This is a genomic window from Aminobacter carboxidus (genome assembly GCF_014863355.1).
In the GTDB taxonomy this organism is placed as follows: Bacteria; Pseudomonadota; Alphaproteobacteria; order Rhizobiales; family Rhizobiaceae; genus Aminobacter; species Aminobacter carboxidus.
Map to the genome: position 1 here is coordinate 340,488 of NZ_JACZEP010000005.1, position 24,847 is coordinate 365,334.

The following is a 24,847-nucleotide window of genomic DNA, read 5'->3' on the forward strand; positions in this document are numbered from 1 at the left end:
ATAATCAGGGACGAAAGGTGAGGACTGGGCTGGCCCGACCGAGGAGGCCGGTCTCGGGGATCGGCCCGAAATACCGTGAATCATAAGAGCTCGCCATGGGTGAGTGAAGGAAGAGGTAGCCGGACGGAATGATGCCGCCAGCAAAGGGAGCAATCCTCCTGCCGTCGCCATCCTTGTGACGGACGCGCGACAAAGCAAGCGGTCTGCCATCGATGATCACATCCTCGCCGATGCGGACGCGCTGACCAGCAACAGCCACGATGGTCTTGAGCAGCGGCGCCAGCCCGCCAGGACAAAGGCCACGACGGAGATAGCCACGACTGAACGCATCCTTGAACAGGCTTGTCGCCGGAGAACAAATGAAGACAACGTCCCCAACCGCCACAGGGCGTTCCATCGCCTCGATGCGCCAAAGCCCGATTGGCGCGCTGGAAGTCAGGTTGAACCTGTAGCCGCCTATCCAGCCTGAGAGGGTAAGCATCGCACCAACGGCAGCGGTGCCCAGAACGCTTATGCTGCGGCCCTGTTTCATTGCTTCCATGCCATGCCCTGGCGTTGCACCAGTCGTAGCTGCTCGGTTTGCTTCAATGTCTGCGTTGTCACCTCATGGGCAGCGATCTGCTGGGCCGCGCGCATCACCGGCCAGGCCTCACGCAGCTTCTCGCGCTCGACAGGTCGGAGGCCTTCGGCGGCCTTGTCGAAGAGAGTGCCCGATGGCTCCCTGGCTGCGTTGGTAAGAAAGCGCCGCTCGCCGAACCGTTCGGTGACGGCACGGTTGAAGCCATCGATCTCGAGCTTCATCTCGCGATTGCCGAGGCAATGGTCGAGAGCAGCCGAAAGATCGTTGCGGTCGATCGCCGCGCGGATCGTTTCCAGCATCGACCTTGCCGCCGTTGACAGCACCGGGATGTCGATCGAGACGCGATGACGGCGCGCCTGCTCCTCGGCCCCGATCCTCTCGGCAGCAACCTGGCGCAGCTTGAGATAGTGCTCGATGTCGCGCTTCAGCGCCGGCACATTGAGCTCGGCAACACGGCGCGCCTCCTTGTCAGTTTTTGACGCGAGAAGGCCCGTCCGCCCTTTCAATGCTCCGATCGATGCCGGCTCGCCGACCAGCCGATCGAGCGTCTGTCGCGCGGCCTTCGGGTCAGTCAGAACCGCATCGAAGTTCATCGCCCGGAAGGCGGCCTCCGGATCGGCAAAGACGTAGCGCAAGCGCGTGGACATCTCCTCCCACTGCTTGGCAAGGGCCGGATCGGCAAGCAGCTTCTCCTCGACGACATCGGCCAGCGATCTGGCAAACAGCGTGACACCGGCGACCATCGGTTCGGCCTCTTTCCGGGTTTGCGTTGACGGGCTTTGCAACAGCTCGCCTTGAACACGGAACCGTTGCGCCAGATCGGCAAGCCGCTCCTTCTGGCGCAGCATCCAGTCGAGCCGGTTGCGAACGAGCGTGCGGGCAACACGCGAGATGTGCAGCCCGCGGTTTTCGGCAAAGCGCAGTGCCTGCCGGTAGAGTGTGCCGCGCTCATAGTCGAGCGTGGTCTCCTTGGCTTTCGTTCGCGACAGAACCTCATCGAGCCCGCCCACCTTGGCGAAGGAACGACGCCCGTAATAGAGCGCCACCTCTTCCCGGTGTCGGGTCATTGCGACATAGGTCAGATGCCGATCAAGCGATAGCGAAGCCAACACCTTGACCCGATCGACAGTCGAGCCTTGCGACTTGTGGATCGTGGTCGCATAGCCATGATCGATGTTGGGGTAGAAACGTTGCTCGACCGTGACCAGCCGGCGATGTTCACCCTCGCCGATAGCCGCAACGATCCTGTTTGGTGCCGCTTCGACGACACGGCCGATCATGCCGTTCTTCACCCCGAGCGAAGTCTCGTTTTTGAGGAAGACGATCTGGTCACCAGCGTCGAACTGACGAAGACCGTCTTCGGTGCGGAAGGCATGTCCCTCGCCGACAATCCCGCGCTCGACGAGCTTCTCGCGCGCCAAGCTGTTGAGCTCACGCACGTCACGCCGAAGATGGGCCAGGATGAGTGTTGTCTTCGTTGGATCGTAATCCCGGTTCCAGTCGGCGATCAGACTGGCGATCGCCTGCGCCTTGAGCTCTGACCCGCACACTCTTCCGTGCTCACCATAAGCCCCGAGCGCCTGTGCGACCCGGCCGCGCGCCAGATCGAGCGAAGCGGCTCTCATCCACTCTTCGCGCTGGCGGTAGATGGTCTCGAGTTCAGCGTAACCGATGCGGTCAACGATCGCCCGAAACGCAGCACCTGCTTCAATCGGCTGGAGCTGCTCGGGATCACCGACCAGCACAAGCTTTGCGCCGGCCATGGTTGCCGCTTCAACGACCAGTGCCATCTGCTTTGAGGCGACCATGCCGGCCTCGTCGATGACAAACACCGTGCTTTTGTCGAGCATGTCCCTGCCCTGTTTCCAGCGCAGCTCCCACGACGCCAGCGTGCGGCTGACAATGCCCGCTTCCTTCTCAAGGCCCTCCGCTGCCTTGCCGGCAAGGGCAGCACCGACAACACGATAACCGGCCAGCTCCCAGGCCTCACGTGCTGCCTTCATCATCGTGGTCTTGCCCGCCCCGGCACGGCCAACCACAGCTGCGATCCTTGCCTCATCCACGACGTGCTCAATGGCGACACGCTGTTCCTGCGACAGCTGCGAATGACGCGCAAAGACGCTGTCCACGACCTTCTCCTGAACGCCATGCGATGCGCGCTGCGACAGCCACAACGATTGTTTGGCCATCTTAGCTTCGATGCGGATCAGCTCGCGCGTGGTGTAGCGGGAACGGATCTTTGCGCCCGTCGCCAGGTCGACGCTGTCGCGCTCGATGCGCAACGCCTCGGGGCTCTGCAGAATGCGCACCATCAGCTGCTGGAACATGACGGCATCGTCGACATAACGAAGCAGGATCTTTGCGATGTCGCGTTCGTCGAAGACGCTTCTTTCGGAGGAGACTATGTCGAGCACGATCTCGGGCCGCTTCAGGATCCGGTTCGCATTCTCCTTGCGCCGTGCCTCGAGCAGCTCGATCCGCTCAAGCGACGGCTCATGACCTTCAATCGCTGACTTGCGCTGGATCGCCTTGGCGCCAACACCAATATGGGTGGTCGGGACGAGATCAATGCCACGCTCGGCATAAGAGCGGCCATCAACGCGCAGGTCGATCCCGGCAAGTGCCAGATGCTGGTTCTGCGTCTCAAACCAGGCATTGCGAAGGGCCGTGAAGTCGTCCATCCCCCCGGCCCATAGCTCATAGACGATCTTGCCGGCGGTGTTACGCAAGACTTCGCCATTCTGACCAATGACGGCAACCTTCTTGGACCCAAACCCGTCTTCGGTCAGCGGCCGCAGTGTCATCATCAGATGGACATGCGGATTGCCTGGCGCATCATGATAGACCCAGTCCGCAACCATGCCCCTGGCGAGGATGTGTCGTTCGACGAAGTCACGCACGAGCGCGATGTTCTGCTCGGCTGACAGCTCAAGCGGCAGCGCCATGGTGATGTCTTTGGCAAGTTGAGCATCCGAGCGCTTCTCAAAAGCCTCAACCTTGTTCCAGAAGGCTTCTGAAGCACCTGCCACCGAGTGGTCCGCAATCAGGCTGCGCAGCCACTGCGGCGCATCTGGTGGCGCTGAAAACTCCTCATGGAGCAGCCCCTGCTTGCGTGTGTAGTCGACCGAGCGCGCTTCACGTTCGTACGCCATCTTGGCACAATGGCGATAGGCGGCAGACAGCACCACACTGCGGCCGTCACCGCGGCTGACGATGCTAACGGAGAAATGCGGGACAGCCACGGCTCAGATTGCTCCTGGACAACAAACGGACACTCGTGCGTTCGTCAGGACCGGCTGGCAGCAAGGCCGTTGAGCAAGGCGTCGCGTCAGCGACGTATAATTGCGCCCTTGGCCGCTCCTTCAGAACGGCGGGATCATCGTCCACAGCGTCGGCACAGCCGACTGGAGAATAAACGGGGATGCACTTCGCCTGCTCCCCGTCGATCCTTGTCTGGCGTTTCGCTCGATCCAGACAAGCAAGGGTTATCCGGAATGAAAAAGCCACCATCGAAAATCAAGGCGGAGATCGCCCGCCTGCACGAGGAACTCAAGCAGGCGGAAACGCGCGAGGCTGAGCGCATTGGCCGGTTTGCGCTCAAGGCCGGACTCGGCGAGATCGAGATTGACGAAGCGGTATTGCTGGCGGCGTTCGAGGAACTCTCAGCGCGGTTTCGCGACAGCCCCGAAAGACCAGCCGGAAAACCGAAAGACGGATCTACAGGGATGGATACCGCGGCGGTCGCCGCTGGCCAAGCTGCGCGCCGCAGCGGTGAGGCTTGAGCGCATGTCGCGGTTTGTCATATCGGAGGCCCGCAAAAAGGACGCAAGAGAGACGATCGAGCTTGGCGGCCTGATCATCAAGGCAGGGCTCCGCCACGAAAAGCGGACGCTTCTGCTCGGTCTGCTAATCGATGCAGGTAGACGGCTGCGGGCTGACGAAGCAGAGCGCTCCAGGCTGACGACGATCGGCGCTGAGGCATTCGGCAATGCCGGCAAATAGGTTGCTGCTCACCCTCACGCCCCCAATCCTGATGGTCGCGACGCTGTTGGGCGTCACCGGCAGCGAACATTGGCTGGTATCGCTGGGATCGAACGCCACCTCGCGTCTGGTATTGGGTCGTGCCGGCGTTGCGCTGCCCTATGTCCTGTCGGGAACGGTTGGGATCATCTTCCTCTTCGCGGCAGCAGGAGCAACAACCGTCAAAGCGGCTGGCTGGGGCGTAACGGTTGGAAGTGTGGCCACTTTGGTCGTGGCCATTTTACGTGAGACAATGAGGCTTTCCGAACTCGCGGATCGCGTGCCGGCAGGGTTGTCAGTATTGTCTCATTCCGATCCCGCCACAATTTTTGGCGCAGTGATTGCAATGTTGGCTGGCTGCTTCGCGTTGACCGTCGCCATGAAAGGCAACGCCACGTTCGTGAAGCCTGCTCCGCGGCACATTCACGGCAGGCGTGCCATCTACGGCGAGGCCAATTGGATGAGCATGCAGGAGGCCCAGCGGCTCTTTCCTAATACAGGCGGGGTTGTGGTTGGCGAACGTTACCGTGTCGACCAGTGCAGCGTATCGGCGATAGCTTTTCGCGCCCACAACAAGGAGAGCTGGGGCGCGGGTGGACGCGAGCCGTTGCTTTGCTTTGACGGTTCTTTCGGCTCAGGTCATGGCATCGTCTTTGCCGGTTCTGGCGGCTTCAAGACAACTTCAGTAACAATCCCCACAGCGCTCAAATGGGGTGGCGGGCTGGTTGTGCTTGATCCATCATTGGAGGTTGCGCCGATGGTGATAGAACATCGCCGCAAAGCTGGCCGCAATGTCGTCGTGCTCGATCCCGCCAATGCGGCAATTGGCTTCAATGCCCTCGATTGGATCGGTCGCTTTGGAGGCACGAAGGAAGAGGACATTGCCGCGGTCGCGACCTGGGTCATGACCGACAATGCACGACAGACCTCCGCGCGAGACGACTTTTTCCGCGCCTCTGCCCAACAGCTTCTCACCGCGCTTATCGCCGACGTGTGTCTGTCTGGACATACAGGGCCAAGGGAACAGACCCTAAGGCAAGTACGCTCCAATCTTTCCGAGCCCGAACCGAAACTGCGAGAACGTCTCACGCAGATCCATCAGCAGTCGGCATCCGAGTTTGTGAAAGAAAACGTTGCCGCATTCGTAAACATGACCCCGGAGACATTTTCCGGAGTCTACGCCAACGCCGTCAAGGAAACACACTGGCTCTCTTATCCGAATTATGCGGCGCTGGTATCGGGCGAGGCATTCGCAACTGACGACCTGGCAAACGGCGATACCGACCTCTTTATCGCGCTCGACCTCAAGGTTCTGGGTGCGCACCCGGGTCTTGCCCGTGTCATTATCGGCGCTCTCATGAATGCAATCTACAATCGAAAAGGGCGCGCCGCCACAAAGACACTGTTCATGCTCGATGAGGTCGCCCGGCTCGGCTATCTCACCATACTCGAAACAGCACGCGATGCAGGGCGCAAATACGGCCTGACGCTTATTATGATCTTCCAGTCTATCGGGCAGATGCGCGAGGCCTATGGCGGTCGAGACGCCACGAGCAAATGGTTCGAGAGCGCATCGTGGATCAGTTTCGCGGCGATCAACGATCCTGATACTGCCGACTATATCTCAAGGCGCTGCGGTGATACCACCGTCGAGGTCGACCAGATCAGCCGCACCAGCCAGATGTCAGGATCGTCTCGGTCGCGATCAAAGCAATTGTATCGGCGACCACTTATCCTACCCAACGAAGTCATGCGCATGCGATCGGACGAGCAGATCGTTTTTACTGCCGGCAATTTGCCCCTCCGATGCGGCCGGGCTGTCTGGTTCCGGCGCGATGACATGACAGCGTCTGTCGGCAAAAACAGATTCCACTGGATAAAGGACGAAGCACGAGAATGGGACAGTCCGTCCGACTTGTAGTTGCGCCGGTGCTCTTCGGCGCCAGCTCCATCTTCGTCGAGTGATTGGAACACAGTCCTCATGCTTCACTGCGGCTGTAGCGCACAACAAATGCGGTCAGAAGTGGCCCGCGCTTCGCTTTGAAAAGGCATCACCGTCATGAATCGATCATGGCGGATCGATTCAAACTTGTTGTTAGACACGGTACGCGTTCGCACAGAGACTCTCGGCATGCGCCTCCCCCTAGACGACATTCATCTGCATCGCGTCGACCCGGCCCTGAATATGCGTCGGTTCTACAGTCTCACCCTCCATCCGACCTTGTTTGGCGGCGTGTCGGTCATTCGGAACTGGGGGCGGATTGGCACCAATGGACAGGCCATGATCGAAACTTTCGATGATCCCGAGGAGGCTCATCGAGCCTTGAGACGCCTAGGCACGATAAAGAAGCGACGGGGATATCGGGTCCCAGATGCCGGAAGTACGTGTGGCAGTTTCATTGGGTGAAAGATGTCTGCGGCTTGGCAAGCAGTTGCGCGAATGGAGGCGGTTAGCGAGCCGCCCCAGTTGCGGAGAGGCCCCGGCCAATTCGGCCGGGGCCTTGATTGGGCTCAGTCGCTGCGCCGGCCGTTCGGGCGGGACCAGATGAGGGAGAAGGTATCACCTTCCTCGTCATCGAAGAGGTTTGCGTAGATCGGGGCATTGAAGCTTGGATCGTCGAGCTTGAGGCCCAGATAGTCGCGGCCCTCGTTGGAGGTCTTGGACCAGGCGGCGCCGATCTCGGCGCGGCCGACCAGAACGCGGTGGCTGGGGGCGTTCTCGCCGGTGGCGCGCTGATCGGGGACGATGCGTACGCCTTTGGCCTGAAGGCTGAGGGTAACGATTTCGCCGGTGAATTCGTTGCCGGTCTTCTTGAAGGTGCCGATGGTCGCCATGGTATTTCTCCGTTTTCCGTTTTCCGAGCCCGCACCATGCGGCCTCGATGGCGATCGAAGGGCCGGAGGCGATCGACGACGCATCGCTTGCGACCGCAGCAAAGCGTAGGACGGCGCAGGATCGAGTTTCTTGTTTCGCGAGGAATGACGGCCATCCCGGGGTCCCCATGCAGCTCGCTGCATGGGGTGGGTGCCGGCAGGGGAAGAAAGTTGAGACGCGCTGTTGCGGCATAGGCGGTCGAGGCGTTAGCCGGCCTTCGGCCAGATCAGCCCATAGAAGAGGCCGTTTGGAGCGCTCGCTGAACGGATGGTATACGGAGATGCTGGCGACAATTCCCGCCTGAAACGGGTTGCAACGACTTGCCCGCAGGTCCCATCCGCGTTCCTGGCTCTTGTGTCCGCCTTCCGCACCTGCGCCCCACGGATAACGCCCACCCCGGTCCCGTTCGGTCGGGTTGCCTCAGACGGCCGCCGGTGCCCGCGAGCGCGCGGGGCTGCAGTCGTTGGCGGGCCTATGCAACCGATGCAGCACCGCCGCCGAGCCAAGGCCATGACTATCAAGGCGGGACGGTCTTAATCGCACAGCCTGGTCCCGCTCGAACGGCCGGCGCGGGGACTGAGCTTAACAAATGCCCCTGTCGGTTTGGGCGTCGCCATACCAGCGATCCGCCGGACAGCCGCAAACCCGACAGCACCGTGCCGATGATCGAGAATGCAATTTGCCAAGCGTCGGTGTTCGTTTGACGTGACAGCCGATCGGGGCCAAGCAAGAGTAGTATCTACAGAACAGGCTGTATCAAATTGGAAGCATGAGGCGCGCGCTTCTATCCGGTCGGAGCCGTTTCAGCGTAGGCAATGACTGAGACAAGATTTCTGAGGCTATTTGAAGTGACAGTCGATCCGTGCACGAGCGCCCTGCGCAAGCGCGGCACGCAGTTTTGACGCGGGCAGCATTGAAGTCGTTCAGCGGTCCGCGTGTGCCAAGGTGAACATGGCGGCGCTCACGCGCCGCCGAACTTCCAGACCGGGATGCCGAGCTTCTTCGCCTTGTCAGCGAGATTGTCGTGGATGCCTGTGCCAGGAAAATGCATCACGCCCTTCGGCACGATCTGTAGGATCTCGTCGTTGCGCTTGAAAGGGGCTGCTCGGCCGTGCTTCGTCCAGTCGGGAGCAAAGCCGATCTGCGGGACATTGCGGTTCTTCGCCCACAGCGATGCGATCTTTTCGGCGCCCCTTGGCGACCTGCCGTGGATCAGCACCATGTCGGGGTGCTTTTGGTGGACCTGGTCGAGCTTGGCCCAGATCAGCCGGTGGTCGTCATAGTCGAGCCCGCCGGTGACGACGATCTTCGGGCCCGGCGGGAGGAGTACTTCCTGGTCGGCACGCTTCTTCGCCATCAGGAAATCACGGCTGTCGATCATAGCTGAGGTCAGATTGCGATGGTTGACCTTCGATCCGTTGCGCGGGAGCCAAGCCTTGCCGATGTGGCGCTCGTAGTGTTCGGCGGCCTGGTCGCGCATCAGCTCGAAAGCGTTCTGGCGCTCGATCAACGTGATGCCCTCAGTGACCAGGCGTTCCAGTTCGACCGACTTCACCTCGCTGCCGTCCTGCTCCCGGTGCGCGCGCTTCTGAGCCTGCTCGTTGTCATCCAGTTCCCGGTCGATCCGGCCGACGGCCCGGTGAAAGACGTTGACAGTCGACCAAAGGAGATCGTCGAGGTCGGGTTCAAGGCGCGTGTCCGCTAAAGTGCCGATCAGGGCATCGAAGATGTCGGCGACGGCGCCCGCGATCTGATTGCCGTCGGGCAACAGCCGCTGGTCTGGCTCGTCGGCGAAGGGACGGTATCCGTGGAGCTGGAGTTCGTTGAGGAGGTGGTCGGTGGGTGAAGATTCGTGGTGGGGTTCGTCGTCGTGGTGCTCGCGCATGGGATGCTCCGTCGGTTGGACCGCGACCGTCGCGGCCTTCATGGCGACGAAGCCCACGGGCCGGACGGCCGGGCACCCGGAGCGCGAGCGGAGGGCACGATGGCTAAGGCCGGCTATTTTGCCTCGCGATGGAAAGGCCCGCAGGGCCGCCGGAAAATAGTCGGCCGCCGCCATTGCCTGGCTGGCTGGACTGTGGGCCGATCGCCCACTCGAAGGCCGAGGCGCGGTCCCATCCGACGGATTGACGCATCCGCCGAGCACGGCGGCATCGCGCAACACCGTTCACCCGCCGGCTATGCTGCCAACGCCATGAAGCGGGCCACGTCCTGCGGTGCGACTTGCAACCGGGCTTCTGTCCGCAGAGCGTCGATGCCGAGGGTGCGGAGATCCTCGTTGAAGTCGCCAAGCTCGGGCGAAATCACGATCGCCTCGATGCCGACCGCATTCGCCCGTTCGATCAGGCTGTCGCGCGCCCCGTCGCCAGCCGGATCATTGTCGCGGACGATGTAGAGCCGCCGCAGCGTGTCGGGGAACAAGATGGCGGCGAGATGGGCTGCGGAGAGCGCCGCCAGCATCGGCATGTCGGGAAGGACCTGCCGGAGCGACAACACGGTCTCGATGCCTTCGCCGGCCGCCATCACCTCGCCACCGATGCCGAAGCAGACCGCGTGCCCAAGAAGATCGCCCATTGCCCGCCTCGGCGTGTCGATCGGCGCCTTGTCGCGACGGCGTGGATCGAGCCATGTCCGATGTGCCCCGGTGATCTTGCCATCGAGACCGGTGACGGCCGCGATCATAGCCGGCCAAGTCTGGGTCGGCGAATGCTCATTGGGCCGATAGTAGCAGTGCGGGTGGTAATGCAGGCTTCCGGTTCCGCGTATATCCGTAATGCCGCGTTCCCGGAGATACGCCTGTACGATCGTGTTATGGATCGGTTGCGACATCCGGACCAGCCATCGGGCCGCTTCGGGTGAGCCTTGCGATGCAGGGCTCTGCCGCTGCTGCGCACGAGATTCGGGCTCTGGTGGCGGCATGCTGAGAAAAGTTCGAGCCTCGTCGGCGACATCCTTGAAGTCGGCCAGGCCACAGCTTTTGCGGATGACATCAATCAGATCACCGTGCTCACCGGTCGCCGCGTCGGTCCATTTGCCGGCCAGACCCTTCGGCGAGTCCTTCAGGCGCACATACATCGACCGGCCTGGCGTGTTGCGCACGTCGCCCACCAGCCAGTAGCCGCCTTCGCGCCTTCCGTTGGCGAGGTAGTGCCGGCACACCGCCTCGGCCTGCCGGCCGAGACGGTAGGCTAGATCGGAAGCGTCCTGATATGCCATCACGCGGCCTCCCGTTTGGAGATGCGCGCCACCGGGAAGGTGTTGAGCAACTTGGCGAGGACGCCGTGCCCGGTCGAGTCTATCGGCACGAAGAAGCGAAGCTTCCACGAAATGATCTCGCTGAACAGGCCATAAGCCCGCAGACGATCCCGCATGGCCCCGGTGAAATTGGACAGCTCCAGTCGGTGGGCGCTCATGACGCGAGCGCGGCGGAGCTGGAGCCCGTCGGCGAGATCGAGGATCGTCGTGCCGTCCATCAAGGCGGCGAAAGCCTGCTCAGGGGTTAGCGACGCGGCGCCCGTGGTCACGGCGTTCGCGGCCCATGCGGGCGAGACGCGGCGGCCGATGATGCGTTCACCGGCATCGGTCTGGAGCCGATAGACACGGGTCGACTCGTTCGGCAGGCGCTTCCAGATCGGCAACAACAACCCCGCGACGATGTGGATCGTGCTGTCGGAAAACTCCGGCACCTCGGCGAGTTCGGCGTCCCAGGCCACTGCGAAGGCAGCGCGATCGGCTTCCTCCCAATGGCTCTCGTCCATCATGCGCAGCGGCGCGTAGTGCTGCTCCATCGGCCGGATTAGGCAGACGCGGCGCTCGATCTCGCCATCGTCGAGCATCATCGACGGCGCGGGAACTGCCAAGGCGGCGCGACCGGAGCGGCCGTTGACCAGCAGGCGCGCCCGTGGATCGGAGAGATGGTCGAGCGCGTCGGCCAGGGTCGTCGGGCGATTGAGCTCCCGGCGGGTGATAGTGAGCAGACGCGTCTCGGCCCCGGTGCCCGAATGGGTGTGGATCACCTGGCTGTCGGTGACGACGAAGCTCTCTGCCTGCAGCGTCTCGAGGCCGATGTCATAGACGCCGCTGCGGATCGCGCCCTCGACCTTGGCGGTCAGGAGCTGCTCGAACGCAGTGAAGAGCAGGCCCTGCAGGTCGATGGTGAGCGCCAGTAGCCGATTGAGGAAGGTGGTGATCGGGGGCAGCTCGTCCTTGATGCCATTGTCGTCCATGAGCTTCAGTCCGGTGGCAGACTCGAAGCGGTCGAGCGAGCAGCCCGCGACTTTGCCGCGCACGATCAGCAGGTAGAGCTGGCGCAGCGCATCTCGGGCATATGGGCTTTCGAGATTGTCCTCGGGCCTGAACAGGCCTTGGCCGCCGGTCTGGCGCTGCCCGCGTGTGATGGCGCCGAGCGTGTCGAGCCGGCGCGCGATTGTCGAGAGAAAGCGCTTCTCGGCCTTCACGTCGCTGGCGATGGGCCGGAAGAGTGGCGGCTGCGCCTGATTGGTCCGGTTGGTGCGGCCGAGCCCCTGGATCGCGGCATCGGCCTTCCAGCCCGGCTCCAAGAGATAGTGGATGCGCAGGCGCTGATTCCTGACTGCGAGGTCCGCGTGATAGCTGCGGCCTGTGCCACCGGCATCGGAGAAGACAAGGACGCGCTTCTTGTCGTCCATGAAGGCGGCCGCCTCGGCGAGATTGGCTGACGCCGCCCGGCTCTCGACTGTTAGGCGCGCGCCCTTGCGCACCACACGGCGCGACCGGCCGGTGATCTCGGCGACGACGTCAGTGCCGAAGCGCTGGACGATTTGGTCAAGCGCACCGGGCACGGGCTCAAGCGATGCGAGCCGTTCGATCAGCTCTTCGCGACGGGCGACCGCTTCCTGGCTCTCGACGGGCTGGCCGTCCCGATAGACCGGCCGCGACGACAGATTGCCTTCGCTGTCGGAGAACGGTTCATAGAGCTGCACCGGGAAGGAATGGGCGAGATAGTCGAGGACGTACTCGCGCGGGGTGATGTCGACGTGCACGTCGTTCCACTCCTCGGTGGGGATTTCGGCCAGGCGCCGTTCCATCAGCGCTTCGCCGGTCGAGACGATCTGGATGACGGCGGTGTGCCCGTCCGCCAAGTCCCGTTCGATGGAACGGATCAGCGTCGGGGTCTTCATGCTGGTCAGCAGATGGCCGAAGAAGCGCTGCTTGGCGCTTTCGAAGGCCGAGCGTGCGGCCGACTTCGCCTGCGGGTTCAGCGTGCCGCTGTCGCCGGTGATGTTGGCAGCCTGCATTGCCGCGTCGAGATGATTGTGGATGATCGCGAAGGCGCCGGCATAGGCGTCATAGATGCGGGTCTGGTCGGGCGTGAGTTGATGCTCGACTAGCTCGTACTCGACGCCGTCATAGGAGAGCGACCGGGCCGTGTAGAGGCCGAGCGAGCGAAGGTCGCGAGCGAGAACCTCCATGGCCGCGACGCCGCCATTCTCCACCGCCTCGACGAATTCGGCGCGAGCAGCGAACGGCAAATCGTCGCCGCCCCACAGACCGAGCCGCTGGGCATAGGCAAGATTGTGGACGGTGGTCGCACCCGTCGCCGAGACGTAGACGACGCGGGCGTTCGGGAGCGCGTGCTGGAGTCGGAGGCCCGCACGACCCTGCTGTGACGGGGCCACATCGCCCCGGCTTCCCTTGCCGCCGCCGGCGTTCTGCATCGCGTGGGACTCGTCGAAAATGATCACTCCGTTGAAATCGGAGCCCAACCATTCGACGATCTGCTTGACGCGCGAAAGCTTGCTCCCGCGGTCATCGGACCGTAGCGTGGCATAGGTGGTGAATAGGACGCCTTCGTTCAGCCGAATGGACGTCCCCTGCGGGAAGCGCGACAGCGGCGTGACCAGCAGACGTTCCATTCCGAGGGCAGCCCAGTCGCGTTGCGCGTCTTCGAGCAGCTTGTCCGACTTCGAGATCCAGACGGCTTTGCAGCGGCCCTGGAGCCAGTTATCCAGAATAATACCGGCCGACTGGCGGCCCTTGCCGGCGCCGGTGCCGTCGCCGAGCATGAAGCCCCGGCGGAAGCGGATGGCGTTGGGCGTATCGTCCGGCGCGGCGGTGACGAGATCGCCAGTCTCATCCACGGTCCAGACGCCGGCGAGATATTCGCCGTGGGCCTCGCCGGCGTAGATCAGCGTCTCGAGCTGGGCGTCGGACAGGACGCCATCGGAGACGATCGCGGTCGGAAGCATCGGACGGTAGCTCGGCTTGGGCGGCGCGACCGACGCCATGGCGGCCGATTGAACCAGCTTGGTGGGATGAGGCTGAGCGTCCGTGATTCGGATCGACTGAAGCGTATAGGGCTCATAGATCGAGTCCGACAGACGGCCGCCGTCGGGCGGCGTCCAGTCCACGGTTTCATAGGCGAGCGGCACGCCCTCGATCTGCGCGATGCGACTGGCGGGCGCGGTGGACGCGGCCCGGGCGAGATAGCCGCGCACCGTGCGCAAGGCGCCGTCGGCCGTGGCCTTCGGAAGCGTCGCGGCCATCCGAGCCGGAACGTCCCGCTCGATCCAGGCGAGCAGCGTCGCCACATCCGGTGCCACACCGGCGGAATCCGGGAGGCGCCTGGGGTCTTCGGCCGGGGCTTTGTCAATGACGGTCAGGCGCGTGCCGATGGTCGTACCGTGCTTGGCATAGACCGAGCCCGCGACGGCGGACGTGAACATGACGCGGCCGCGCTCCTGCAGACGGACAAAGCTGTCCCGCCCCGCCGGCAGCTCGGGCGAGAAGTTCGCGCCGGTGATCGCCACCAGCCGGCCGCCGGGCGCGAGCCGCGCCAGCGCCGAGGCGATGTGGCGATAGGCGGCGTCGGCCACGCGTCCAGAGACATTCGCCATAACCGAGAACGGCGGGTTCATGATCACGACGCTGGGGATGGCGCTGCGATCGAGGTGATCGTCGATCTGGGCGGCGTCGAAGCGCGTGACGGCAATGGCCGGAAAGAGAGATGTGAGCAGATCGGCGCGGGTTTCGGCCAGCTCGTTGAGGATGAGATTGGAACCGACCACCTCCGCGAAGATCGCGAGCAGGCCGGTGCCGGCCGAAGGCTCCAGGACCCGGTCGGCGGGTGTGAGCGATGCGGCGGTCAGCGCAGCCAGGCCAAGCGGGATCGGCGTCGAGAATTGCTGGAATGTCTGTGCCTCCTCGGACCGGCGCGTATGCGTCGGCAGCAGGCCGGCGATCTTGGTCAAAGCGGCGAGCCGTGCAGCCGGAGACGCGGTTTTACGGAAAAGCGCCCTTCCGTATTTCCGGACGAACATGACAGTGGCCGCCTCGCAGGCGTCATATGCCGTCTTCCAGTCCCAGGCGCCTGTTGCGTCGGACGTGCCGAAAGCCTGCTCCATAGCGGCGCGCACGGTCGCGGCATCGACCGGGCTGCCTTGTTCAAGATGTGGAAGGAGAAATCCCGCAGCGGCCATGGTGGCGGCGACCGGAGGCGTATCGGGAACGAGCGTAAGTGAGGCCGCCGGAGCGGCTCCGGGGATCGGGGCGTGAAGCATGGAGGTTACCTCGGAGAGCGGGATACGTACGAGCCGGACCAGCGCGCTCTCTCTCGACCGGACGGGCTCAAACCCGTCCCCGCCGTCCTCTCACTCTGGTGCGGTCGGCGCCCGGCTCGTCCCGCATGCCGGCGGCTGCGATGCGTCGCCCGTGGCGGCGTCGACCTCGACATCCACTGGAACGAGTAGCTGGAAGACGTCGCGGCGGGGCGTCGGAATGGATTGCGATATGGCGCAGCCCCTTCGACAGCAACGGGCGGAGCGGCCGAAACCGCTCCGCGGGTGCGCTCACTCGGCCGCAGCGAGGTGGAGTTCCTCGTTTTCGACGGTGTCCTTCTCGTCATCGCCCGCGAGGAAGTCAGGCAGCGCGGCGCCTTCTTCATCGCCACCGGCCAAAATGTCCGGGATTGCCGCTTCGGGTTCAGCGGCCAGCCGCAGCGGCTCCGGCAGCCAGCCGATGTCCGCCAACAGGCGTTCAGCCTCCTTGGCCATGTCGCCCTTTTTCAGATGGTCAATGAGTTGCGCGGCCTGTTCGCCGGCCCCTTCGCGGACCGCCTGAAGGATGCGGGACTTGGTGACCCGACCAAGATAGTTGCCGACGGTCGGACGCCAGCCAACGTCCACCATGTCGAGGCCGGTTGCGCGGGCGAGCCGATCGGCCTGGTTAAGCCGCTTGTCGAGGCCATGCTGCGAGACGCCGTTGCCGCTATACGGGTTCGGCTTCTCGTAGAGCGCGTTGACACCGTAGCTCACGCAATGTGCCAGAAGCGCCATGCAGCTCGTGTCGTCGAGCGCCACCAGCCAGTCCCACAGCAAGTCGTCCTCGGCAGGGATGTCGCCCGCCCAGGCCTCGTGGCGCTCGTGCACCGCGCGGGCCGACGGGCTGTCCTTCAACGTCTCGTCCTGCACCGGGAAGAAAACGTGACTGACCGAGGCCTCCATAGCACCCTTGTACATGCGATGCTGGAAGGCGTCGGAGACCAGCTTGTGCAGCAGCGCGGTTATCGCGACATGCGGGTTGTCCGCTAGCGCATTGCGCAGTGCCAGGGTGCGATGGGCCGTCAGCTCGGTGACGAGGCGATCGGGCAGCGGCTTGATCACATCGTCCTCGTCGTCCTCCGGTTCGGCGGGTTGGCCGCCGCTCGTGATGACGGCCCGCTGCACGGCGGGCTCGGCCGGATCGCCGCCGGTCTCGACGTTGGTTTCGCCCTCCGGGAGGATCGGCGCTTCGTCCTCGGCCCGCACATAGCCGCGATCAATGTGGAGACCGCCGTCATGGGCGATGCTGATAAACACACCAGCGCGGGCGATGTCGTCTGCCTCGAAGCGCACCGGTCGGGTCTCGAAGGCGGCGAGCGCCATCTCGATCTCGCCAACCCGCTGGCCGACATCGTCGGCCAGTTCGTCGGCGCCTTCATTTTCCACGTTGAGCTTATGGTTTTCCGCGTTGAGCGCTTCGATTGTCGCCTGCTCCTCAGCTGACAGGTCAAGCGGTTCGCACCGCAGCTCGCGCAGGCCGCGCGTCGCGTCATAGGGGAAGCTGACCGCGACCTCGATCCACTTCCAGCCTTCGGCGGCGATCTCCTCGGCCGTGGCATTCAGCTTCTCGGCGACCAGGCGGTCGAGCAGCGCCGGGTCCTGCAACCAGCCGCCATCATCGGACTGAAAGAGATCACGCATTATGACGCCGCCAGCGGCCTCGTAGGCCGCAACGCCGACGAAGATGGCCCGCTTGTCCGAGGCGCGCACCGTGGTCTCGGTCAGCATACGCCGGATCTGGTAGGGCTCCTTCGACCAGGCGCCCTTGATAGCCTCCCAGACCTGTTCCTGTCGGGCGTGGTCGTTCGACACCGTGAACGCCATGAGCAGTTCCAGCGTCATGCCGTCCTCGACATAGACATCGAGCAACGCGGGCGATACGGACGCCAGCCGCAGTCGCTGCTTGACCACCTGGGCTGGCACGAAGAAGGCGGCTGCGATCTCCGCCTCGCTCATGCCCTTGTCGCGCATGTCCTGGAAGGCGCGGAACTGGTCAAGGGGATGAAGGGGCGCACGCTCGATATTCTCGGCGAGCGAGACCTCTTCGGCGAGGATGCCGCTGTCGCGCTCGCGAACGACGCAAGGGACTGGCGCGATCTTGGCAAGGCGCTTTTGCTTGACCAGCAGCTCCAGCGCCCGGAAACGGCGGCCGCCAGCGGGCACCTCGAACATGCCGGTCTCGCCACCCTCGGCGCCAACCACCGGGAAGACGCTGAGGCTCTGGATTAGGCCCCGCCGGGCAATCGAGGCTGCCAGGTCCTCGATCGAGACGCCGGCTTTCACGCGCCGGACGTTAGACTGGCTCAGAACCAGCTTGTTGAAGGGAATGTCGCGCGAGGACGACAGGACGATCTTTTGAGTTGCAGTAGCCACCGGGATTTACTCCGCGACGGGCGGCCGAGAGCCTCTCTCTCGACCTCCAACCCGTCACGAAACAAAGCGCGGCCCTCTTCCTCTCAAGGGGGCAGCGCCACGGTCCGGCGAACATGAAAGACACTGAGGCGCAAAGCCGGAGACGCGGAAAAACGCATCTCCGGCTTGCCCCAATCAGGCCGCTCGGTCGAGCAGCTTCTTGGCTTTGGCCTCCATGTCGAGGCGGGCGTCCTGATGCGGCTTGTCGCGGGCGACGGCAGTGATGCCCTGCACGAAGTCGAAGATGCTCTCAGGCGGGCGACCTTCCTCGGCCAGCACCGTGTCGATGATCTTGCGGGTCTCGACCTTGGAGAACCCGCGCCGGCGAAGGAAGTCGGTGCGGTCTTCGTCGGTGCGTGCAACGATCCGTTCACGGGCTGCTTTGATGCCATTGACGAAGGGCATGGGCGACGAGTTTGCAAAGTTGAGAAGCGCTGGCGCGGCCTCGTGCGCGAAGCGGTTTGCGGCATATTTGGAGTGGCGGATTGTGATTTCCTCAAAATTCTCCACGCCCCACAGATTCCGATTCTGGCACACGGCCCGGAGATAGAAGCTCGCCATGCCGAGCGTTTTCGCCCCGACCTCGGAATTCCAGCAGTAGAAGCCGCGGAAATAGAGGTCGGGTGAACCGTCCGGCAGGCGGCCGGCCTCGATCGGGTTCAGGTCGTCGACGAGGAAGAGAAAGACATCGCGGTCCGAGGCGTAGAGCGTCGTCGTATCCTTGGTGATGTCAACGCGGGGATTGTACGTCTCTGTCGACCAGTCAAGCACCCCCGGCACTTTCCAGCGGGTATCGCCCGTACCGTTGCCGGCGATGCGCTGCACAGCCTCGACCAGCTCATGATCGTAGATGCGGCCATAATCGGGCCCGGTGACGGCGCGCAGTTCGACCCGACTGCCATCGGTTTCAAGTGTCTTGATTTGTTCGACCCGGTTCGAGGTCAGGCCGTACTGTAGGTTGATGCCAGCGAGCGCGGCCGGAAGCTGGCGCAGATAGGCGGCTGGTGCTCCGACCAAGCTCACGAGCTGGCCAAAAGACCAGTGCGTCGGTGCGATCGGCAGATCAGTTCCGGGCAGGATTAACGCCAGCCGTTCGGGGTCGCTCCTGTTCGCCTCCACATGGATGAGGGCGCTCTCCACCACGCGGGTCCGGCTGCGCTCGGCACGATCGCGGACCGAGAGAGCCAGCTCGGACAGTGAGAGATAGCGCTCGTCAGCCGGGCGCGAGAACCACTCCGAGGAGACGCGCGCAACCCGCTCCCCGCGTGCGACATCAACCTTGTAACCACCTCTCGTATCACGGCGCGCATAAGGAACTGTAACCTGGGTCATGTGATCAAACTCCATGACGGGCCCCAGAGACCTCTTCTCCAGCCTCAACCCGTCACGGAAATCCGGTCCGCACTCTCACTCTTTGGGGAACCTCCCGCAGAACGGGACAGATGAGACCCCTGGGTCGGCCGCAGGGTAAGGCTATACGGCTCTAAGCTGCGAAGGAGTGTCCTTGTCATAGCGCCAGCGCCCCTTTGAGATCGTCGTGTTCGAAGGAGCTGGCCATGCGGTTGATCTCGGCTGGGCGGATGCCGACCACCTGAGCCGCACCCTCCCCCAGTTTCCTAAACAGGCTTCCTTCTATGAGAGAGCAGCAACCACCTGATGCCATATCCCGACCTGGGCGGACTCGACGTGGTTTGGGTCATGAAGCGTCCAGTGAGCTATTCAAGTCGAAGAAAGGCACTTAGCTCTGGGTGGCTTTCGACTAGTTTTCGCACCGCTTCTTGCCGGCTGACATTCGAGAGATACTCACTCCGATATGCATCGAGTGCGTCCAAAACATCTGCCGAAAACCTGAGATGAACTGCTTCCGTCCCGGTCGCAGGACGGCCACGTCTTCTGCCCGTCTGATTCAATATTTCCGACCCTTGCCTCTTCCCGACAGAAGCTGATTTAGGAATCTGGGCCGGCGCCGTCAATATGAGTGTTTGCGAATATACGGAAAAATCCACCAGGTCCGTCATGGACCAAACTAAGAGCAATCGACGTCAGAACATATCTTTGAGAAATGCGCCCGCATAGTTCTCCGCCTTAGAGGCGCACGCTTTCGGCCCTGTATGCGCGCTAAGGTGTCTTGAGACGGAGCAGAACTACTCGCTGTAACGATGCAACATCGTCGTTCGAAAAACCAATAGAGCAGCGCATAAGGCGTAGACATCGGCACGTCCGCCAGAGCGGGCATGCCGGGACGATGTCGAAGCAAATTCGCGGCCGGCTCGATCGGTTAACAAGGTGACCTAAGGAGGTTCAGCATAGCGCCGCGCGAGCGGGAACCGGGACAGATCGCCTCCGACGAGCGGTCAATTTGCCGGCGCTATCCGCCGGCCTCCTTTTCACACCCGGCAACAGGTCGTCGGCTTCACACCATCACGAAGCGAGCTCATGGATTTTCACGCCGGGCACGACCTCCCTGGCAATTTCGCAAAGATGCTGGTGGTGGGTGAGGTAGATCACCTGGCCGGTCATCGCCATTTCCCCAAACAGCCTGAACACTTCCTCGGAGCGGACGTGGTCAAAGGTTTCCATGATGTCGTCGGCGACGAACGGCACCGACGGGCGTAGCTGTGCGAACTCGTAATAGCCGGCCAGTCGCAGCGACAGATAGAGCTGAAAGCGCGCGCCCTTTGACAGGGCATCAGCTACCTTCGAAAGCCCATCACGCTGCAATGCGATGAGGACTTCTCCACCCTTGACGGGCTGGGTCGTCAGGCCGGTGTACTGCCCTCGGGTGATCAACGCAAATGCGTCAGAGGCGCGTGCCATCATGCTTGAGCGATGGCGTTCACGATAAAGGCGCAGGGCATTTGCTGCAGCCATGACACCCAGTTTCAGTTCGATGAACCTTGCTGCCTTTTCCTCGATATCGAGCAGGATTGTCCGGCGTTCGGCATCGATGCGGGCAACCGCGCTGTCTCCACCGATTCCGTCCAGCCTGTCACCCGCCCGGGTCAGTCGGACGAGTTGCGCCTCGATGGCCTCGTCGAGATCAGCAAGCCGCCGATCGATTTCGGCCTTTTCTACCCCCAGGGACTCCGGCGCTAGGCCGCCCAAAACCGCCTGTGCCTGACTTGTGCTTTCAACTGCGAGCTCGGCACAGAGCTTCTCCTCAAGCTCGATCACTGAATGACCCAGGCGGTCCCGGTCGCGTAGTTGTTCGTCGCGCCCGATGACTTCTGCGAGGGTTTCGACAGCGAAGACCTCAAGCATTTCGCTTTTCTTTCGCTCGTGCGCCACGGCCACCTGGTCAAGGCTGTCCTTTATACCTCTCAACCGCTGCAGTTCGGCAGCGAGGCTCGCCTTGTATTCCCTCGCACGATCGGCGAGCTCCAGTCGCTCCTGGAGGGCGACCGCTAGCTGTGCCGGATCGTCATCATCGACAGGATGGTTCACTCCTGCGGCGGCATCTACAACGTCGAAACTGAAGTTCGCCCTGTCTGCTTGCATCTTGTCGATACGCAGTTGAAGGGCTTTTCGTTCCTGATGCGATCTCGTCAGGACCGCCAATTGATCGAGAACGCTCGCAAGGCCGGGGATTGAAACACCGCTCTCCAGCCATGTTCCCCTGAGCGTTTCGGTTACGCCATCAAGCCAGTCCTGATCACGGCGCTCTGCCAACTCGACCGCGCGCCGTCTTGTTGCCAGCTCTTCTTCCTTGGCAGCTACCGTCCGGAACGCTTCGGCCCGCTCGCCGTCCAACCTGGACTGCCGCGACAAGAACTGTTCCGCAATAGCAATAACCATCTCCAGACCGTCGCCGATGTTTGGGGCAATGCCTACACTCTCGAGCGACCCAGCCAGCGCGAGGCGCAGGGCATCTCCGTCTTCGGTCGCTCGCTCGATTTTCCTGCGGGCAATGTCGATCCTTGCCCAGGCATCGAGAGCGTCTTTGCGAGCTGCGCTACGATCCTCAATCAGTTCGATCAGACGTTCGACAGAGACATCCAGCCTGTGCGTGAACAGATCGCTGGCCCCGGCCATCATCTCTTTCACTAACGCCTCACCTTCGAGGCGGTTCGCAGCGAGGGCAGCAAGTGCCCGCGTGAGGACGGCTTCGGTTTCAGCAAGGCTCAGCCTCGCTGCGCGCGTTTCAGCAAGCAAATGCGCGTTGGCCAGTCTACCCACCCCGGCAGCGTCGTCGCGGGCAAGGGCCAAGGCAAACCGATCGGCCGTTTCGCCAACAAGCTCTCCCCTGTGCTTTTGCCAAGCTTCATCGCGATCGCGCCGGATTGCAGCTGCCGTCTCGTCGTCAGCTGCGTCCCCGGACGAACGCAGGGCATCAAGCCTGCTCGATAGCAATGCCTTGGCGTCTTCATGCTCGGCAATGCGCGTTACAAGCACCGCCTTCGCCTTGGCGAGTTCGGCGGCGCGCCCTTTCCAAGCGCTCACTTGTGAAGCGCTTGGAACTGAAATCCCGGAAAGCGACTGGGCATCGCCAGTCCAGGGATGCAGGCGATGCAATGCGGCTTCCCACAGGATTTGGTTTTCATCCTCGATCTCGCGCGAGGCGCGGATTTCGCGAAGGTATTCACCTTCCCTGGCCTGCGAAAGCGACGCCGTCACCCGCGCCCTGGCTGATGCTGGCACTGCAGGCTCTTCGCCAATACGCTCACGTGCAGCCTGAAGCGCGTCGAATGAGGCAGAGGCCTCATCACGTGCGACACGCAGGCCCGTCACCACGCCCGAGCGCTGTTCAAGCAGGTTGCGCAGAGCACCCACAATAGCCGCAGGTACAAGCAAGTTTTCGGGATCCGTTTCAGCCGACCGGCCTAGGGCCGACAGGCAGCTTGCCACAGCATTGTCGAGGATTTGCAGTTCGGTCTTTCGAGCCGGAAGGTCGAGGCCAGCGGAAATGTATCGGGCCTTGCAGTCTGCCATGGCGCGCACCCGTTCCGAAACAGCAAGGATTTGTTCGTCCAGCTCGATCGATCCGACCCTGCCATGCACTTTTTCGATCTCGTCAGCGAGCGCGGACTGCCTTGTCCTGAGGCTGGCATCGTCGTCGATCATTTCAGCGACGCTGCCAGTCCATGTCCTGGCCGGCGTGACAAGGTCCGGCAGTTCAGCCAGCAACGCCTTCTTCCGCTCCAGCTCGTTCAGCATCGGCAATGCGCGCAGATATTTCGAAATCGTCTCCAGCCTTGCGGTCAGGGCCGCCCGTTCAGACACAGTGCGGTCGTACTGTTGTTTTGCGTCGCTACGCTCGGTTTCCAGGCTCTCATAGGTCGATGCGAGGGTGTCTATCGCATCGCGATCGGCTTTCAGTTCGGCAAGGCGCTTCTTGAGGAGCGCAATCTCGGTGTTCTGCGCCTGCCTGCGGTGGATCCTGTCTGCATCCGCCTCAAGAGCGCCAAGAGTGTCGCTGGCATGACCAAGCCCGGCACTGGCCGTAAACAGCAGTTTGCCCAGGTCCCCGCGTGACTCCAGTATTGCCCTCCCGCCGGCTTCCAGAGTCTCGTCATCGAGAGAGAACATGGTGGTGTAGGCATCGCGGGAAAGACCTGCGAGATGGGCAGAAAGCGCAACTTCGCTCACCGGTTGGCCGACTTCGTTGAACAACGAATTGTTCCGCTGCTTGGTGCGGGCGAACACCTGCTCTTCACCTGAAAGTTCGAGCACCCCGCCAATACGCATGGCACCATACTCATGCAGGAAATTGTAGCGGCTGCGCTCCTCGATCCCAAACAGCAGATCGAGATAGCCTGACAATGCGGTCGACTTGCCGGCTTCGTTCAGCCCAAAGACGATATGAAGGTCGGGTCCCTGCTCGGGCCTTTGCCCAAAATCGACAGTCTTGTCGGTGAACTTGCCATAGCGGACGAGGTCAAGGCGCCTGAGCCTCATTGCGCGCCACCTGCCTTGAGCCGGGCGGTCACCAGCTCGGCGCCGCCGCCGAGCACCCGGTCGAGGAATTCCTCCAGCCCTGCCGCATCTTTTCCGGCGAATTCGCGCGCGTCGGGTGGCAGGTCTGCGAGCGTCCTCAGCACAAGCGCCTTCGCTTCCTCACGAAATGCCAAGGAGCGGGTGTCGGCGCGCATGGTTTCGGCAAGCTCGAATATCGGGTCGGCAGCGCTTTCAGATGCCAGAGAGCCGTGAGGCGAGAGATCGAGCTCAAGCTTTTCCACCCAAGTATCGCCAATGAGTTCGCCCAGTTGCTCGGCTTCGGCGAGCAGCAGATCCCTGTCGCGGATAAGGCTCCACGATAGCGGCGATGTACCCGTGAGCTTGAGACGGGTCACGGCATGGCGCGACCTGACCACCGTCCTGCCCTGCTCAAGTGCAGTTCGAATGCGCCCGACGGCTTCCGCCCATTCCAATGTACCGGTCAAATCGACGTTCACTCGTTCGAACTGCGCAATGCTCACCGCCCTTTCTTCGAAAGCAATTGAGCGGTCGTCTCTGACAGTCACCAGGGTAACGGACTTTTGTCCGGCTTCGTTGATGTCCCTGCCCTGTGGCATTCCCGGCATCACGACCGCCGCCGCACCGGGATAGACGTTGCGGACATGAATGTGGCCGAGTGCCCAATAGTCAAAACCATGTCGCTGCAACTCGGCTACGCTGCACGGCGCATAGACATCGTGGCCGGGAGAACCGGCGAGGCTTGTATGCATGATACCTATGTTCACCACACCCTCCCGGGCTGCCGCATATTTGGGGAGCAGGCTCTCGGGCGCCTTTGGGCTGGCAAAGCTCAATCCATGGAAAGCGACATCGAGACCGCCTGAGGTCTGGAGCACTGTCTGGGCTCGCCCGCCAAATATGGTCACGGTTTCAGGAAAAGTGAGCTGCTTGGATATCCGCGACAGTGCGTCATGATTGCCGCGGATCTTGTAGACCGCGATACCGGCCTGATGGAGACGCGTCATCTGGGTGGCCAAAAACCGTGCGGTCTTCATCGACGTCTGGTCGCCATCATAAAGATCGCCGGCGATGACGAGTGCATCTACCCGTTCCGAAAGACAAAGGTCGACGATTGCGACAAAGGCCTGTCGGCTCGCATCGCCAACAAGCTCGGCAAGTTCAGCGTTCCGCAGTGCCAGCGAACGCAACGGCGAGTCGAGATGAACATCGGCAGTGTGAACAAAACGAAATGCCATGCAGATCTCCGGCCACAGAAGGCAATCATGTCCGCGGCGACGATTGATTTGGCGACACCGGAACGGCACTTCCGCTGCGGTGAACGCATCACAGCGTTATTGCGGTCGAGACGCAGCTTGTCAAAGCTCGGGCAAGACTGGACCGAAGAATATCACCCTAGCGCCATAAGCGCTGGCTCGGCCCAACTATTTCGCGAAGTGCCATTGTGGCAGCTACCCAATGGCGGTTTTG

Annotated in this window: 14 protein-coding genes; 4 read left to right on the forward strand and 10 right to left on the reverse strand. The window is 62.5% G+C overall.

What is annotated here, in order from left to right:
• Positions 1–4: 4 nt before the first annotated feature.
• Together traF and traA are read right to left on the reverse strand one after the other, a co-directional pair.
• Complete coding sequence (gene traF / locus IHE39_RS18150; protein ID WP_192567527.1) at positions 5–532, reverse strand: conjugative transfer signal peptidase TraF; 528 nt, start codon at positions 530–532, stop codon at positions 5–7.
• Positions 529–3,822 carry a Ti-type conjugative transfer relaxase TraA gene (gene traA / locus IHE39_RS18155; RefSeq protein WP_192567454.1) on the reverse strand — a complete coding sequence of 1,098 codons (3,294 nt, stop codon included), beginning with the start codon at positions 3,820–3,822 and terminating at the stop codon, positions 529–531. Before traA ends, traF begins: the two co-directional genes overlap by 4 nt.
• 252 nt (positions 3,823–4,074) lie before the next feature.
• Between traA and IHE39_RS18160 the strand changes: the two genes are divergently transcribed.
• From IHE39_RS18160 to IHE39_RS18175, 4 genes are all read left to right on the forward strand, one after another.
• On the forward strand, positions 4,075–4,362 hold the full coding sequence (locus IHE39_RS18160; RefSeq protein WP_192567528.1) for a TraC family protein: 288 nt from the start codon (positions 4,075–4,077) through the stop codon (positions 4,360–4,362).
• Between the two features lie 4 nt (positions 4,363–4,366).
• Positions 4,367–4,582 carry a type IV conjugative transfer system coupling protein TraD gene (gene traD, locus IHE39_RS18165; RefSeq protein WP_192567455.1) on the forward strand — a complete coding sequence of 72 codons (216 nt, stop codon included), beginning with the start codon at positions 4,367–4,369 and terminating at the stop codon, positions 4,580–4,582.
• The gene (gene traG / locus IHE39_RS18170) at positions 4,569–6,521 is read left to right on the forward strand and encodes a Ti-type conjugative transfer system protein TraG (RefSeq protein ID WP_192567456.1); all 1,953 of its coding nucleotides are present in this window, start codon (positions 4,569–4,571) and stop codon (positions 6,519–6,521) included. Before traD ends, traG begins: the two co-directional genes overlap by 14 nt.
• 210 nt (positions 6,522–6,731) lie before the next feature.
• Complete coding sequence (locus IHE39_RS18175; RefSeq protein WP_246471211.1) at positions 6,732–7,007, forward strand: WGR domain-containing protein; 276 nt, start codon at positions 6,732–6,734, stop codon at positions 7,005–7,007.
• Between the two features lie 104 nt (positions 7,008–7,111).
• Here IHE39_RS18175 and IHE39_RS18180 read toward each other — a convergent pair whose 3' ends face one another.
• From IHE39_RS18180 to IHE39_RS18215, 8 genes are all read right to left on the reverse strand, one after another.
• Positions 7,112–7,435, reverse strand: coding sequence for a DUF736 domain-containing protein (locus IHE39_RS18180; RefSeq protein WP_184771593.1), 324 nt, complete (start codon positions 7,433–7,435; stop codon positions 7,112–7,114).
• A 1,001-nt stretch (positions 7,436–8,436) separates the two neighbouring features.
• Positions 8,437–9,360 carry a DUF2493 domain-containing protein gene (locus tag IHE39_RS18185; RefSeq protein WP_192567457.1) on the reverse strand — a complete coding sequence of 308 codons (924 nt, stop codon included), beginning with the start codon at positions 9,358–9,360 and terminating at the stop codon, positions 8,437–8,439.
• Positions 9,361–9,653: 293 nt separating this feature from the next.
• Positions 9,654–10,691, reverse strand: coding sequence for a DUF7146 domain-containing protein (locus IHE39_RS18190; RefSeq protein ID WP_192567458.1), 1,038 nt, complete (start codon positions 10,689–10,691; stop codon positions 9,654–9,656).
• Complete coding sequence (locus IHE39_RS18195; protein ID WP_192567459.1) at positions 10,691–15,013, reverse strand: strawberry notch-like NTP hydrolase domain-containing protein; 4,323 nt, start codon at positions 15,011–15,013, stop codon at positions 10,691–10,693. The genes IHE39_RS18190 and IHE39_RS18195 overlap by 1 nt, the downstream gene beginning before the upstream one ends.
• Positions 15,014–15,301: 288 nt before the next feature.
• Positions 15,302–17,425 (reverse strand): ParB N-terminal domain-containing protein, encoded by a 2,124-nt coding sequence (locus tag IHE39_RS18200; protein WP_192567460.1) that lies wholly within the window; start codon positions 17,423–17,425, stop codon positions 15,302–15,304.
• A gap of 174 nt (positions 17,426–17,599) precedes the next feature.
• Positions 17,600–18,796, reverse strand: coding sequence for a DUF932 domain-containing protein (locus IHE39_RS18205; RefSeq protein WP_192567461.1), 1,197 nt, complete (start codon positions 18,794–18,796; stop codon positions 17,600–17,602).
• A gap of 1,089 nt (positions 18,797–19,885) precedes the next feature.
• Entirely contained in the window at positions 19,886–23,359 is a 3,474-nt protein-coding gene (locus IHE39_RS18210; protein ID WP_192567462.1) for an ATP-binding protein, read from the reverse strand.
• A complete protein-coding gene (locus IHE39_RS18215; RefSeq protein WP_192567529.1) occupies positions 23,356–24,615 on the reverse strand; it encodes a metallophosphoesterase family protein in 1,260 nt (419 codons plus the stop codon). The genes IHE39_RS18210 and IHE39_RS18215 overlap by 4 nt, the downstream gene beginning before the upstream one ends.
• Positions 24,616–24,847 lie beyond the last annotated feature (232 nt).